Annotated in this window: 14 protein-coding genes; 10 read left to right on the plus strand and 4 right to left on the minus strand. The window is 60.6% G+C overall.

The genetic code is table 11. From position 1 onward, the window contains the following. The first annotated feature begins 142 nt into the window (after positions 1-142). The 3 genes from cysP (at position 143) to cysW (ending at position 2,935) form a co-directional block, all read left to right on the plus strand. Entirely contained in the window at positions 143-1,156 is a 1,014-nt protein-coding gene (gene cysP / locus WA943_RS08675) for a thiosulfate ABC transporter substrate-binding protein CysP (RefSeq protein ID WP_424469497.1), read from the plus strand. Positions 1,157-1,244: 88 nt separating this feature from the next. Continuing rightward, positions 1,245-2,081, plus strand: coding sequence for a sulfate ABC transporter permease subunit CysT (gene cysT / locus WA943_RS08680; RefSeq protein WP_424469471.1), 837 nt, complete (start codon positions 1,245-1,247; stop codon positions 2,079-2,081). Then, positions 2,078-2,935: a sulfate ABC transporter permease subunit CysW gene (cysW, locus tag WA943_RS08685; protein ID WP_424469472.1), complete on the plus strand. Its 858-nt coding sequence runs from the start codon at positions 2,078-2,080 to the stop codon at positions 2,933-2,935. Before cysT ends, cysW begins: the two co-directional genes overlap by 4 nt. Before the next feature lie 10 nt (positions 2,936-2,945). Here the strand turns inward: cysW and WA943_RS08690 are convergent, their stop codons facing one another. Together WA943_RS08690 and WA943_RS08695 are read right to left on the minus strand one after the other, a co-directional pair. Further along, complete coding sequence (locus WA943_RS08690; RefSeq protein WP_424469473.1) at positions 2,946-5,000, minus strand: pyrroloquinoline quinone-dependent dehydrogenase; 2,055 nt, start codon at positions 4,998-5,000, stop codon at positions 2,946-2,948. Between the two features lie 54 nt (positions 5,001-5,054). Further along, positions 5,055-5,378 (minus strand): DUF1476 domain-containing protein, encoded by a 324-nt coding sequence (locus WA943_RS08695; protein ID WP_424469474.1) that lies wholly within the window; start codon positions 5,376-5,378, stop codon positions 5,055-5,057. A 292-nt stretch (positions 5,379-5,670) separates the two neighbouring features. Here WA943_RS08695 and purC point away from each other — a divergent pair, with 292 nt between their 5' ends. The 6 genes from purC to grxD all read left to right on the plus strand — a co-directional run bounded on the left by purC (position 5,671) and on the right by grxD (position 10,293). Beyond that, entirely contained in the window at positions 5,671-6,432 is a 762-nt protein-coding gene (gene purC / locus WA943_RS08700; protein WP_424469475.1) for a phosphoribosylaminoimidazolesuccinocarboxamide synthase, read from the plus strand. Between the two features lie 75 nt (positions 6,433-6,507). Continuing rightward, positions 6,508-6,753, plus strand: a complete 246-nt coding sequence (gene purS, locus WA943_RS08705) for a phosphoribosylformylglycinamidine synthase subunit PurS (RefSeq protein ID WP_424469476.1) — start codon at positions 6,508-6,510, stop codon at positions 6,751-6,753. Positions 6,754-6,755: 2 nt separating this feature from the next. Then, complete coding sequence (gene purQ, locus WA943_RS08710; RefSeq protein ID WP_424469477.1) at positions 6,756-7,424, plus strand: phosphoribosylformylglycinamidine synthase subunit PurQ; 669 nt, start codon at positions 6,756-6,758, stop codon at positions 7,422-7,424. Further along, complete coding sequence (gene purL, locus WA943_RS08715; RefSeq protein ID WP_424469478.1) at positions 7,421-9,643, plus strand: phosphoribosylformylglycinamidine synthase subunit PurL; 2,223 nt, start codon at positions 7,421-7,423, stop codon at positions 9,641-9,643. Before purQ ends, purL begins: the two co-directional genes overlap by 4 nt. A gap of 23 nt (positions 9,644-9,666) precedes the next feature. Then, positions 9,667-9,903 carry a BolA family protein gene (locus tag WA943_RS08720; RefSeq protein WP_424469479.1) on the plus strand — a complete coding sequence of 79 codons (237 nt, stop codon included), beginning with the start codon at positions 9,667-9,669 and terminating at the stop codon, positions 9,901-9,903. A 45-nt stretch (positions 9,904-9,948) separates the two neighbouring features. Beyond that, entirely contained in the window at positions 9,949-10,293 is a 345-nt protein-coding gene (gene grxD, locus WA943_RS08725) for a Grx4 family monothiol glutaredoxin (protein ID WP_424469480.1), read from the plus strand. 153 nt (positions 10,294-10,446) lie between these two features. Here the strand turns inward: grxD and rpsD are convergent, their stop codons facing one another. Together rpsD and WA943_RS08735 are read right to left on the minus strand one after the other, a co-directional pair. Next, a complete protein-coding gene (rpsD, locus tag WA943_RS08730; protein WP_424469481.1) occupies positions 10,447-11,067 on the minus strand; it encodes a 30S ribosomal protein S4 in 621 nt (206 codons plus the stop codon). 174 nt (positions 11,068-11,241) lie between these two features. Then, on the minus strand, positions 11,242-12,030 hold the full coding sequence (locus tag WA943_RS08735; RefSeq protein WP_424469482.1) for an RNA methyltransferase: 789 nt from the start codon (positions 12,028-12,030) through the stop codon (positions 11,242-11,244). A 168-nt stretch (positions 12,031-12,198) separates the two neighbouring features. Here WA943_RS08735 and WA943_RS08740 point away from each other — a divergent pair, with 168 nt between their 5' ends. Then, positions 12,199-13,422, plus strand: coding sequence for an NADP-dependent isocitrate dehydrogenase (locus WA943_RS08740; RefSeq protein WP_424469483.1), 1,224 nt, complete (start codon positions 12,199-12,201; stop codon positions 13,420-13,422). Positions 13,423-13,711 lie beyond the last annotated feature (289 nt).

Genomic DNA, 13,711 nt, shown 5'->3' on the forward strand with positions numbered 1-13,711 from the left:
CCCCGGGTGAGGCATGGCGTCCGGCGTCTATTTCACGTTAAATTTTTGATGTTTATATATTCTACAATTTTGATATAGTTTAACCTCATAATAACATTTAAAGTTTGTATTAATGACCTCCATTTCGACGCAACCTCCCCGCATGATCCTGAAATCCCTCGCCGCCGCCCTTGCCATGTGGCTCGCCGCCTTCTCGGCCCAGCCTGCACAAGCCGCCGATGCCGACAGCATCCTGAACGTCTCCTATGACGTGGCGCGCGAGCTGTTCGCAGAGCTGAACCCGGTTTTCCAGAAAGAATGGAAAGCCAAATCCGGGCATGACATTGCGATCACCCAGTCGCATGGCGGCTCGTCGAAGCAGGCCCGCGCCATTCTCGAAGGCCTTCAGGCCGACGTCGTTACCTTCAATCAGGTCACCGATATCGACGTGCTGCATGACAAGGGCAACCTCGTCAGTGCCGACTGGCGCAAGCAGTTCCCGCATGACGCCTCGCCCTTCTATTCGGTGCAGGTCTTCCTCGTCCGCAAGGGCAACCCGAAGAACATCAAGACCTGGAGCGATCTCGCCAAAGACGGCACGGAAATCGTTTTCCCCAACCCCAAGACCTCCGGCAATGGCCGCTACACCTATCTCGCGGCCTATGCCTCGGAACTGGACTCGAATGGCGGCGACGTGAAGAAGACGCAAGACTTCATCCGCAAATTCTTCAAGAACGTGAAGGTCTTCGACACGGGCGGACGCGCCGCGACGACGACATTTGCCGAGCGCGGCATCGGCGATGTGCTCATCACCTTCGAAGCAGAGGCCTATGGCATCGCCCGGCAATATGCGAAGGACGGCTATGAAGTCGTGACGCCGCCGCAGAGCCTCGTCTCGGAATTCCCCGTCGCCGTCGTCGACAAGGTCGTGGACAAGCGCGGCTCGCGCAAAGTCGCAACCGCCTATCTGAACTTCCTTTACGAGCCTGCCGCGCAGGAGATCATCGCAAGGCACTTCTACCGCGTTCGCGACGAAGCGATTGCGAAGAAGAACGCTGGCCAGTTCGCGCAAGTGAAGCTTCTGACCGTGGATCAGGTCTTCGGCGGCTGGAAGCGCGTCAATGATGAACATCTGAAAAGCGACGGCATCCTCGACCAGCTTTTCACGCTCCGCTAAAACGCATTGGCGGCAAGACCGGAGGCCGTGCCACAACCGGCGCGGCCTCGTCCTCTTCGGGCTCTCCGATCCTTGAGTAAATAGATCAATGTCACGACGGCAAAAACGCGCCCTGCCAGGCCTTGGCCTGACACTCGGTACCACGGGCGTCTATCTCGCGCTGATCGTGCTGTTGCCTGTCGCCGCATTGCTGATGAAGGCCGCAAGCCTTAGCCCTGCCGAATTCTATGCCATCATCTCGTCGCCCCGCGCGCTCGCATCATTTCGCGTAACGCTGAGCGCCGCTTTTTACGCGACGCTTTTCAACGGCGTCTTCGGCCTGCTGCTCGCATGGATTCTGGTGCGATATGAATTCCCCGGCCGCCGCCTGCTCGACGCGCTGGTCGATCTGCCCTTCGCCCTGCCAACCGCCGTTGCAGGCATCGCGCTCACCGCTCTGTTCGCACGCAATGGCTGGCTCGGACAATATCTCGAACCCTTGGGGATCAAGATCGCCTATGCGCCCGCGGGCATCGCCATCGCCATGGCCTTTACGAGCCTCCCCTTCATCGTGCGCAGCGTGCAGCCCGTGCTTGAAGACATCGACATCGAAACGGAGGAAGCAGGCCGCTCGCTCGGCGCAAGCGATCTGCTGATATTCGCCCGCGTAATTTTCCCCACCATCCTGCCTGCCTTCCTTGCAGGCTGTACGCTCGGCTTCGCGCGCAGCCTCGGTGAATTCGGTGCGGTGATATTCATCGCCGGCAATCTGCCGATGCAAACCGAAATCACGGCGCTGCTGATCTTCATCCGCCTCGAGGAATTCGATTATCAGGCCGCCGCCGCTTACGCGACCGTGCTGCTCGTCATGGCCTTCGCGCTGATGCTGTTCACAAACCTCATTCAGGTCTGGCAACTTCGCTACACGAAAAAGGCCGAGGCATGACGGTGAAAACCAGAACGCGGCAAGAACCAAGCAATCGCGTCGGCGCATCGCCGCGCGTCAAATGGACCCTCATCACCATCGGCGCAATCGTCTCGGCGCTGCTGCTCGGCCTGCCAATCATCGTTATTTTCACGATGGCGCTGCGCGAGGGCCTCGCGATCTTTGCCGCAAAGATCATCGAGCCCGAAACGCTGCATGCGGTCTGGCTCACCGTCCTCACGGCCATTGTCGTCGTGCCGATCAATACGGTCTTCGGCATTTGCGTGGCATGGGCCGTGACGCGCCACAGTTTTCGCGGACAGGGGCTGCTCGTCGCCCTGGTCGAAATCCCCTATTCCGTTTCGCCCATCGTCGCAGGCGTCGCCTATCTCTTCCTCTATGGCATGCAGGGCTTGTGGGGGCCGTGGCTGCAGGCGCATGACATCCAGATCATGTTCTCGATCCCGGCGATTTTCCTCGTCAGCCTCTTCGTCACCAGCCCCTTCGTTGCCCGCGAACTGATCGCCACCATGCAAACGCAAGGCGCGGAAGACGAGGAAGCGGCCGTCTCGCTCGGCGCAACGGGCCTGCAAACTTTTCTGCGCGTGACGCTGCCGAATATCAGATGGGGCCTGCTCTACGGCGTCATCCTCTGCAATGCCCGCGTCATGGGCGAGTTCGGCGCCGTCTCCGTCGTCTCGGGCAGCATTCGCGGCCAGACGAACACGCTGCCGCTACAGATCGAACTGCTCTTCAACGACTACAACACGACCGGCGCTTTCGCCGCCGCCTCGATCCTGACGCTGCTCGCCCTCGTGACTCTCGTGCTCAAACTCTGGCTAGAGCGCAAGAGCCCCATGCGCGGGGCACACTAACGAGGCTTCTTCACTCAGGCAAAGCGTAAGCCACCACCTCGTCGCCGATCTTCGTTCCCGCACGCGCATGGCCGCCCGCTGCGATGACGACATATTGCTTGCCCTTCCAGACATAGGACATTGGCGTCGCCTGCCCGCCCGCCGGCAAACGGCCCTTCCAGAGTTCCTTGCCCGTTTCGACATTGAAGGCGCGCAGATAATTGTCCATCGCCGCGCCGATGAAGATGAGCCCGCTTTCCGTGACGAGCGGCCCGCCGAAATTCGGCACGCCCCAGTTCAGCGGCAAAGGCACAGGCGCCAGATCGCGGATCGTGCCAAGCGGCTCGCTCCACTTGATCGTGCCGTCATTGAGATCGACGGCGACGAGCTTGCCCCATGGCGGCGGCGTGCAAGGCAGGCCGAGCGGCGACACGAAAAGATCGCGCCGCATGCCGAAAGGCGCGCCCATCTGCGGTGAGATTTCGGCATGGCCGTCCACGTCCTTGCGGCCCTTATATTCGCTCGCTGGAAAAAGCGTCACGATATGCGCGGCGATATTGACGTTGACGACAGCGATCTTGCGCTTGGGATCAAACGCCATGCCGCCCCAATTTGCACCACCACCCGTGAAAGGATAGATGACCGTGCCCTGGAGCGAGGGCGGCGTGAAAATGCCTTCCGAGCGCGCCTTTTCGAGCTTTGCATTGCAAGCCCGCTTGTCGAAAAACGCGACGCCCCATGCACCTCCCTTTTCAAGTTTCTGCGGCACAAGTGCTGGCGGCTTCACGGGAAAAGGCTGGGTCGGCGACAGCGCCTCGCCCGGCGCGCCACCCTGCGGCACGGGTCGCTCCTCAACTTCGAAGAACGGCTTTCCCGTATCGCGCTCCAGCACGAACATGAAACCGGTCTTCGTCACCTGCACCACAACATCGACCGGCTTGCTCTCGCGCGTCAGCGTCGCAAGCGTCGGCTGCGCGGGAAGGTCATAGTCCCAAACATCGTGATGCACCGTCTGGAACGACCAGGCGACGTCACCCGTCGCCACCTTCAGCGCGACGACGGAATTTGCATAGGCGTTATCGCCCTTTCGCAATCCACCAAAGAAATCCGGGCTCGGGCTCGTCGTCGGCAGGAACACGAGCCCGCGCGCCTCATCGACCGACATCGGCGCCCAGACATTCGCCTGACCCGTATGCGCCGCCTCTTGGGGAACCCAACTGCCGGGCTTTTCCTTTGCGCCGCGCGCAACAGGATCAAAACTCCACTTCAGCTTGCCCGTCCGCGCATCGAATGCGCGCGCTGCGCCCTTGGGCGCATCGACACGCGCATTGTCGCCGATGGCCGAGCCGACAATCAGCGTGTCTTGGGAGACAACCGGCGGCGACGTGATCTGGAATTCACCCGGCCAGATCAGAGGTCGATCGGCACCGGCATCGATCTGGCCCGGATGTTTGGGATCGCTGCCGAAATCAGCGCAAGGCGCACCTGTCTTCGCGTCGAGCGAGATGAGGCGGCCATCATTCGTGCCCATGAAAATACGCGCCGCGCAAACGGCATCGGCGCGCGCCGCCGCATCTTTCCAATAGGTCACGCCGCGGCAGATGAACTGGTTGGCAGGTTTGCTATCGAGAGAGATTTTCGGATCATAGCGCCAGCGCACCGCGCCGCTTTCCGGATCGAGCGCCATGACCTCGTTGAACGGCGTGCACAGAACGAGATGGCCGTCGGCGAGGATCGGCGTTCCCTCAAAGGCATAGCGCTTGCGCACCGCCTCGGACTTGCCGTTGAGTGCGCCTGTCGAGACACGCCAGGCTTCCGTCAGCCCCGCAACATTTGCAGGTGTTATCTCGCTTGCGGCGACATAGCGCTCACCGCCCGCATCTCCGCCGTAATGCGTCCAGCCGGCCTCTGCCGCAAACGCGCCGTGCCCGACGAGAAAGAAAGTGAGAAAGAGGCCAGCGGCAATCGCCAGAAGACCCTTGCGAATTCGCGCCATGCCCATAATGCCCCCGCTACGCTGACTGAACCGCCATAGTAGCGGCCAGGCCACGTTGAAGCCGAGCGCCTTTTGCAGCGCAAGCGGCATCGCTCTCGGGCTACAGGCCGAGTTCACATGCAACAGGCGGAGTGAAAGAGAGCCTTAGCCCTCGTTTTGCACCTGTTCCTTCGCAGCAGCGAAGAGCTCTTCCATCTTGCTGCGAATTTGGTCATCCGGCAGCGCGACGCTTTTGGCGTCCAGATCGCCGCGAATCTTGCGGAACACGTCCTCGTCGCCCGCTTCGGCAAGATCGGCAACGACGACTTCCTTGGCATAGGCTTCGGCGGCGTCGCCGCTCAGGCCCATAAGGCCAGCCGCCCAAAGGCCAAGCTGCTTGTTCCGGCGCGCTGCAACCTTGAATTGCAGATCGCGGTCATGGACAAACTTCTTCTCGAAACTGTCTTCGCGCTTGTCGAAGATGGTCATGGGCACTCCAAACGACGAACTTGATGCAGGCTTAGGCATAACCGCGCCCGCGCACCAAATCAACTGTCATCCTCGGCTGAGCCTATTCGTGCGACGAATTAGCTAAGTTACTGTTTTATAGCCGAATTATTCACCTGAGACCTATCCGCGCAGTCGCATTGTATCCCCGGGGGGCTTAAGGTAACTTCCGCGCGAGCCGGAGGGGCGATTCCACGCTCTCCGCCGTTCCCGACGCCTCGTGGCACCGACCCGAATTCTCCGCAATATCGGGCCAACTGATTGGAATCATGACATGAGCCGTCGCAGACGCGTTTACGAGGGCAAGGCCAAAGTCCTTTATGAAGGACCCGAGCCGGGCACGCTCATCCAGCACTTCAAGGACGACGCGACCGCCTTCAACAATCAGAAGCACGCAACGATCGAGGGCAAGGGCGTCCTCAACAACCGGATTTCCGAGTTCATCTTCACGAAGCTGAACGATATCGGCGTGCCGACGCACTTCATCCGTTCGATCAACATGCGCGAGCAACTCATCCGCGAGGTTGAGATCATTCCGTGTGAAGTCGTCGTGCGCAACGTCGCCGCCGGCTCGCTCTCGAAGCGTCTTGGCATCGAGGAAGGCACCGCCCTTCCCCGCTCCATCATCGAGTTCTATTATAAGAACGACGAGCTCCAGGATCCGATGGTTTCCGAAGAGCACATCACGGCCTTCGGCTGGGCGACGCCCCAGGAAATCGACGACATGATGGCGCTCGCGCTTCGCATCAATGATTTCCTCTCCGGCCTCTTCCTCGGCATCGGCATTCGTCTCGTGGACTTCAAAGTCGAGTTCGGACGCCTATATGAAGGCGACATGGTCCGCGTCGTACTTGCAGACGAGATCAGCCCCGACAGCTGCCGTTTGTGGGATATTCGCACCAACGACAAACTCGACAAGGACCGCTTCCGCCAGGACATGGGCGGATTGATGGAAGCCTATCAGGAAGTCGCCCGCCGCCTCGGCATTCTCTTCGAGAACGAGCCCAAACGCCGTGGCCCAACTCTCGTCAAATGATCTGCGCCGCAAGGCGGGGGTCATGCCCGGACTTGATACGGGCATCTAGACAATAAACGAAGGATAAGCTGACCAATGAAGGCCCGCATCAAAGTGATGTTGAAGAACGGTGTGCTTGACCCCCAGGGCAAGGCCATCGAAGGCGCGCTCGGTTCACTGGGCTTCCCCAATGTCGCAAGCGTGCGTCAGGGCAAACTCTTTGAAGTCGAGATCGCGGAAAGCGACATGGGCAAGGCCCACGCGGCGATTGACGAAATGAGCAAGAAGCTGCTCGCCAATACCGTCATCGAGAATTACACGATCGAGTTTGACGAGAAGTAAGCATGAAATCCGCCGTCATCGTCTTTCCGGGATCGAACCGCGAGCGCGACATGCTTTACGCGCTTGAAAAGATCACTGGCACGAAACCAATTGCCGTCTGGCACGCCGAAAAGGAACTGCCGAAGGTCGACCTCGTCGTCCTTCCCGGCGGCTTCTCCTATGGCGACTATCTGCGGACCGGCGCAATCGCCGCCCGCGCTCACATCATGGACGATGTGAAGAAAAAGGCCGAGCAAGGCGTTCACGTGATGGGCGTCTGCAACGGCTTTCAAATTCTCTGCGAAAGCGGAATGCTTCCCGGCATTCTGATGCGCAACAGCCATCTGAAATTCGTCTGCCGTCATGTGAAGCTCGAAGTCGCCAATGCGAACACGAACTTCACGCGCAAATATCGGCAGGGCGAAGTCTGGCGTTGCCCCGTCGCGCATGGCGACGGCAATTATTTCGCCGATGCCGAAACCCTCGCCCGCATCGAAGGCGAGAACCGCGTCGTCTTCCGCTACGCCGAAGGCACGAACCCGAATGGCTCGCTGAACGATATTGCAGGCATCATGAATGAGCGCGGCAATGTCATGGGGCTGATGCCGCATCCTGAAAATGAAATCGAGCAGCTTAACGGCGGCACCGAAGGCCGCGCCTTGTTCGAAAGCCTGCTGGAGGCCGTGGCGTGACTGCGAAAGACGTTAAGATTACGCCGAAGCTCGTTGCAGAGCATGGCCTGAAGCCCGACGAATATCAGCGCATCCTCGATCTCATCGAGCGTGAGCCGACGCTGACCGAACTCGGCATCTTCTCGGCCATGTGGAACGAGCATTGCTCCTACAAGTCGTCGAAGAAGTGGTTGCGCACGCTGCCGACCACGGGACCGCGCGTCATTTGCGGCCCGGGCGAAAATGCTGGCGTCGTCGATATCGGCGATGGACAGGCAATCATCTTCAAGATGGAAAGCCACAACCACCCTTCCTACATCGAGCCTTATCAGGGTGCGGCAACGGGCGTCGGCGGCATTCTGCGTGACGTCTTCACCATGGGCGCGCGTCCCATCGCGGCGCTGAACGCCCTTCGCTTCGGCGCGCCGGATCATCCGCGCACACGCCATATCGTTGCGGGCGTCGTTGCAGGCGTCGGCGGTTACGGCAATTCCTTCGGCGTGCCGACCATCGGCGGCGAAGTGAATTTCGACGAAAGCTATAACGGCAACTGCCTCGTCAACGCCTTCGCGGCGGGCCTTGCCGATACGGACAAGATTTTCTATTCGCAGGCCAAAGGCGTCGGCCTGCCCATCGTCTATCTCGGCTCGAAGACCGGTCGCGACGGCATCCATGGCGCGACAATGGCCTCTGCCGAATTCGACAAGGACACCGAAGAAAAGCGCCCGACCGTACAGATCGGCGACCCGTTTTCCGAAAAGCTTCTGCTTGAAGCCTGCCTCGAACTGATGGCAACGGGCGCCGTCATCGCCATTCAGGACATGGGCGCAGCGGGCCTCACCTGCTCGGCCGTTGAAATGGGCGCGAAGGGCGATCTCGGCGTCGAGCTCGATCTCGACAAGGTGCCGTGCCGCGAAGAAGGCATGACCGCCTATGAAATGATGCTGTCGGAAAGCCAGGAGCGCATGCTCATGGTGCTCGATCCGAAGAAGGAAGAAGAAGCCGAAGCGGTCTTCCGCAAATGGGGCCTCGACTTCGCCGTGATCGGCCACACGACCGACGACCTGCGCTTCCGCATCAAACGCCATGGCGAAGTCGTCGCCGACCTGCCGATCAAGGATCTCGGCGATCAGGCCCCGGAATATGATCGCCCCTGGGTGCCGACACCGACACCCGCCACGCTTTCTACCGACGACCTCCCCGCCCCGAACAATATTTCGGAGACGCTGGTGAAGATCGTCGGCCTGCCGGACATGGCATCGCGTCGCTGGGTCTGGGAGCAATACGACCACCTCATTCAGGGCAATACGGCAATCGGACCCGGCGGCGACGCCGCCGTCATCCGCATCGGCAAAGGCCCCAAGGCGCTTGCCTTCACGCTCGACGTCAGCCCGCGCTATTGCGCTGCCGATCCGCGCGAAGGCGGCAAGCAGGCTGTCGCCGAATGCTGGCGCAACCTCACCGCCGTTGGCGCAGAACCGCTGGCGATCACCGACAACCTCAACTTCGGCAATCCCGAGAAGCCCGAGATCATGGGCCAGCTCGTCGGCTGCATTCAGGGCATCGGCGACGCCTGCCGCGCGCTCGACTTCCCCGTCGTCTCCGGCAACGTGTCGCTCTACAACGAAACGAACGGCAAGGGCATCCTGCCGACCCCGGCCATTGGCGCCGTCGGCCTCCTGCCCGACATTGCCAAGCGCATGACGGTCGCCTTCAAGGCGAAGGGTGAAGTCATCGTCGCCATCGGCGCAACGAAAGGCCATCTCGGCCAGAGCATCTACGCACGCGACATCGTCGGACGCCGCGCCGCCGATGCGCCGCCTCCGGTCGATCTCGCAGTCGAGCGCCGCAATGGCGACTTCATTCGCGATGAAATCCGCGCGGGCTCGCTGACCGCCGTTCACGACGTCTCCGATGGCGGCATCTTCGTCACGCTCGCCGAAATGGCGATGGCGGGCCAGATCGGCGCAACGGTCGAAGCGCCGCGGGATCTCCCGCTCCATGCCTGGGCTTTCGGCGAGGATCAGGCGCGCTACATCGTCACCCTGCCCGAAGCCATGGCAAATTCCCTTGTGGAACGCGCCGCCAGGGCAGGCGTCCCGGCCCAGCGCATCGGCGCCACGGGCGGGAGCGAATTGACACTGGTCGGCAGCAACCCCATATCATTGAGCGAACTCAAGACCGCGCATGAAGGCTGGTTCCCCGCCTATATGGCAGCACCCGACCTTCTCGACGCGTAAATAAAACAGGAGTACGTCGCGACATGGCTATGAGTGCTTCGGATATCGAGAAACTGATCAGGCAGGCTCTGCCCGACGCGAAGATCGATATTCGCGACCTTGCCGGTGACGGCGATCACTATGCCGCAAACATTGTTTCGGCGGCCTTCAAGGGCAAGACGCGCGTTCAGCAGCACCAGATGGTCTACAACGCGCTAAAGGGTGGTATGGGCACGGAGCTGCATGCGCTGGCATTGCAGACATCCGCGCCGGAAGATTGAGATCAACAAATCGATCAGCGCTTGCGAAGCGCGGAAGGACATCAGATGAGCGACAATCCGGTCTTCGACCGCATCCGTCAGGAAGTTCAGAGCAGCGACGTGGTTCTCTTCATGAAGGGCACCCCCGTCTTCCCGCAATGCGGCTTCTCGAACGCCGTCGTGCAAGTGCTGACCTACCTGAACGTCCCCTTCAAAGGCATCAACGTTCTTGAAGACGGCGAAATTCGCGAAGGCATCAAGCAGTTCTCCGACTGGCCGACGATCCCGCAGCTTTACGTCAAAGGCGAATTCGTCGGCGGCTGCGACATCGTCCGCGAAATGTTCGAGCAAGGCGAGCTGCGCGAATATCTCGCCGCCAAAGGCATCGCGACCGAAGCCGCACAGGCCTGACCCGAACAGACCGAAACAATCCGCTATCCGAACAAGGGGAATGCAGCATCTGGCTGCGTTCCCCTTTTCATTTGGCGACCCCACCCTTCTCACAGGCCAACAAAAAAGGCCGCTCTTTCGAGCGGCCTTTCGTTTGTTCGATGCGCGCTGAAACTAGCTGCGCGAGTAGAATTCGACGACCAGATTCGGCTCCATGCGCACCGGATAGGGCACATCGGCCAGGCTCGGAACGCGGATGAGCTTCACAGTCATCTTGTTGTGGTCGACTTCGAGATAGTCCGGCGTATCGCGCTCGGCGCTCTGCGAAGCTTCGAGAACGACTGCAAGCTGCTTCGACTTCTCGCGAACTTCAACGACGTCGCCTTCACGCAGACGAACGCTGCCGATGGTGACGCGCTTGCCATTGACGAGCACGTGGCCGTGATTGACGAACTGGCGCGCGGCGAAGACCGTGGCGACGAACTTCGCACGATAGACGATCGCATCGAGGCGACGCTCCAGTAGACCGATCAGAAGCTCGTTCGTGTCGCCGCGAAGGCGCGAAGCTTCCTTGTAGATGCCGTGGAACTGCTTCTCGGAAATATTGCCGTAATAGCCCTTCAGCTTCTGCTTCGCGCGCAGCTGCACGCCGAAGTCCGAAAGCTTGCCCTTGCGGCGCTGGCCGTGCTGGCCGGGGCCATATTCGCGCTTGTTAACCGGGCTCTTCGGGCGACCCCAGATGTTTTCGCCCATCCGGCGGTCAATTTTGTATTTAGCTTCAATGCGCTTTGTCATCGCGGTTTCCTGTCAAAAATGGAAACGCGCCCTCCTCTTGCCCTTGCGGGCCGACAGGGGAAGAGGCTCAAGCGTTGCCATTCCCCACGGGTGCGTAAAAGTAAAAAACGGCCCCTCAGGGCCGGTTTCGTGGCGGTTTCTACCCCGGCAGACGCGGGCTGTCAAATCAATGACTTAGCTCTCCGGCCCCTCGCCCTTCGGCACCCTGCGGGTCAGCGAGGCAACGATACCGCGGAAGATGCGAACCTCCTGCTCGCTCATCCCCGCCCGCTGGAAAAGGTTGCGGATATTACGGATCATCGACGGGCGCTTTTCCGGCGGCTTCAGGAAGCCGAAACGGTCGAGTTCCCCCTCCAGATGCCCGAAAAAGCCCAAAAGCTCCTCTTTGGTCGCCGGCCGCGTCGCCTGATAGTCCACCCGCTCCGGCGGCGTCTCGTCCCCCGCCTTGAACCACTCATAGCCGACCAGCAGGACCGCCTGGGCGAGATTGATCGATGCGAAGGCCGGATTGACCGGAACCATCATAACGGCGTCTGCGAGCACCACGTCGTCATTGGTGAGGCCTGTCCGCTCCGGCCCGAAAAGGATGCCCGCCTTGCCGCCGGCGGCAATCACCTCGCGAAGCTTGGCCGCTGCCATTTCAGGGGTGAAAATGGGCTTCACCATGTCGCGCGGCCGGGCCGTCGTCGCGATGACATAGTCGAGATCGGCCACCGCCTCCTCAGTGCGCGCGAAAAGCGCCGCCTGGTCGATAACCACATCGGCGCCCGACGAGACGGCGCGCGCGCGCTCGTTCGGCCAGCCATCGCGTGGCGCGACGAGGCGAAGTTCGGTCAGGCTGAAATTGAGCATGGCGCGAGCCGCCGTGCCTATGTTTTCGCCCATTTGCGGCGCCACCAGAATCACTGCCGGGCTCGGCAGTGTCAGTGATGGATCGATTTTGGTCTGATCGGTTCCGGCCATAGGGGGAAACTTCCGCTGCGGCATTGTATGCCGCGCTGAATAAGCGATTGCCCGCCTTTAATCAATTGCCGTGCGATGTTATACGATCATGTCCCCTCCCGCCCGGCGTTGCTTTGCCAGGGAGACACCCACCTTCCGTCTGCTCACGCCTCGAAGGGTCCAAGCTGCATGTCCAAGATTAAAGTCAAAAATCCTGTCGTCGATCTTGATGGCTACGAGATGACCCGCATCATCTGGAAGATGATCAAGGACAAGCTGATCTTCCCCTTTCTCGACCTCGACATCGAATATTACGACCTCGGCATGGAGCATCGCGACGCCACCGACGACAAGGTAACGGTCGACGCCGCCGAAGCGATCAAGAAGCACGGCGTCGGCGTCAAATGCGCGACCATCACGCCGGATGAAGCCCGCGTTAAGGAATTCGGCCTCAAGAAGATGTGGAAGTCGCCCAACGGCACGATCCGCAACATTCTGGACGGCACGGTATTCCGCGAGCCCATCATCTGCCGCAACATCCCGCGCCTCGTGCCCGGCTGGACCGAGCCCATCGTCATCGCGCGCCACGCCTACGGCGACCAGTATCGCGCCACCGACTTCCTCGTGCCCGGCAAGGGCAAGCTCACGATGAAGTGGGTATCGGAAGACGGCAAGGAGACGATCGAGCATGACGTCTTCGATTTCCCCAGCGCTGGCGTCACGCTCGGCATGTACAACCTCGACGATTCGATTCGCGACTTTGCACGTGCCTGCCTGAAATTCGGCCTCGACCGGAAATATCCCGTCTATCTCTCGACGAAGAACACGATCCTCAAAGCCTATGACGGTCGCTTCAAGGACATCTTCCAGGACGTCTACGAGAAGGAATTCCAGGCCGACTTCGAAAAGAACAAGCTCGTCTATGAGCACCGCCTCATCGACGACATGGTCGCCTCTTCGCTGAAATGGTCGGGCGGATATGTCTGGGCCTGCAAGAACTACGATGGCGACGTGCAGTCGGACTCCGTCGCGCAGGGCTTCGGCTCGCTCGGCCTGATGACCAGCGTGCTGCTGACGCCCGATGGCAAGATCATGGAAGCCGAAGCCGCACACGGCACCGTGACACGGCACTACCGCGCCCACCAGCGCGGCGAGCAGACCTCGACGAATTCCATCGCTTCGATCTTCGCCTGGACGCGTGGCCTCACCCATCGCGCCAAGCTCGACGACAACCCCGCGCTCGCCAACTTCGCCAATACGCTGGAGAAGGTCTGCGTCTCGACGGTCGAGAGCGGCCACATGACGAAGGACCTCGCGCTCCTCGTCGGCTCCGAGCAGAAGTGGCTTTCGACGGAAGGCTTCCTCGACAAGGTCGCCGAAAATCTGGCAAAGGCGCTGGCAAAGCAGGGCTGATTTAAGCCTCTGACGGCCAGCCGGTGATGAGGTGCAGAGAGAGCCTTCAAATGAAGGCATCTGTCGCCACGCACCGTATCGCGCATCCCATGCGTCTGACTTGAGATCGACAGAGAGCGTCGCTGCGAAACGCTCCTGCACGCCCTTCTCCACAAAACCTCAGGCGGATTGCAAAGCCCGCACCTGCGGATTGAGCAGGCGTTCGGGGATAGACGCTCGCAGCGCCCGCCGGTGCCCGCGCAAATCGCCTCCATAGATGGATAGCGGCGGCGCTCAACGGCAATCAGCT

The organism is Parvibaculum sp. (genome assembly GCF_049651025.1).
Classification (GTDB): Bacteria; Pseudomonadota; Alphaproteobacteria; order Parvibaculales; family Parvibaculaceae; genus Parvibaculum.

Bases quoted from the DNA above. Each gene is read 5' to 3' on its own strand.
- grxD (WP_424469480.1), top strand. From the start codon at position 9,949: ATGAGCGACAATCCGGTCTTCGACCGCATCCGTCAGGAAGTTCAGAGC.
- cysP (WP_424469497.1), top strand. From the start codon at position 143: ATGATCCTGAAATCCCTCGCCGCCGCCCTTGCCATGTGGCTCGCCGCC.
- cysW (WP_424469472.1), top strand. From the start codon at position 2,078: ATGACGGTGAAAACCAGAACGCGGCAAGAACCAAGCAATCGCGTCGGC.
- WA943_RS08695 (WP_424469474.1), bottom strand. From the start codon at position 5,378: ATGACCATCTTCGACAAGCGCGAAGACAGTTTCGAGAAGAAGTTTGTC.
- WA943_RS08735 (WP_424469482.1), bottom strand. From the start codon at position 12,030: ATGGCCGGAACCGATCAGACCAAAATCGATCCATCACTGACACTGCCG.
- purC (WP_424469475.1), top strand. From the start codon at position 5,671: ATGAGCCGTCGCAGACGCGTTTACGAGGGCAAGGCCAAAGTCCTTTAT.
- WA943_RS08740 (WP_424469483.1), top strand. From the start codon at position 12,199: ATGTCCAAGATTAAAGTCAAAAATCCTGTCGTCGATCTTGATGGCTAC.
- rpsD (WP_424469481.1), bottom strand. From the start codon at position 11,067: ATGACAAAGCGCATTGAAGCTAAATACAAAATTGACCGCCGGATGGGC.
- WA943_RS08720 (WP_424469479.1), top strand. From the start codon at position 9,667: ATGGCTATGAGTGCTTCGGATATCGAGAAACTGATCAGGCAGGCTCTG.
- purQ (WP_424469477.1), top strand. From the start codon at position 6,756: ATGAAATCCGCCGTCATCGTCTTTCCGGGATCGAACCGCGAGCGCGAC.
- cysT (WP_424469471.1), top strand. From the start codon at position 1,245: ATGTCACGACGGCAAAAACGCGCCCTGCCAGGCCTTGGCCTGACACTC.
- purS (WP_424469476.1), top strand. From the start codon at position 6,508: ATGAAGGCCCGCATCAAAGTGATGTTGAAGAACGGTGTGCTTGACCCC.
- WA943_RS08690 (WP_424469473.1), bottom strand. From the start codon at position 5,000: ATGCCGCTTGCGCTGCAAAAGGCGCTCGGCTTCAACGTGGCCTGGCCG.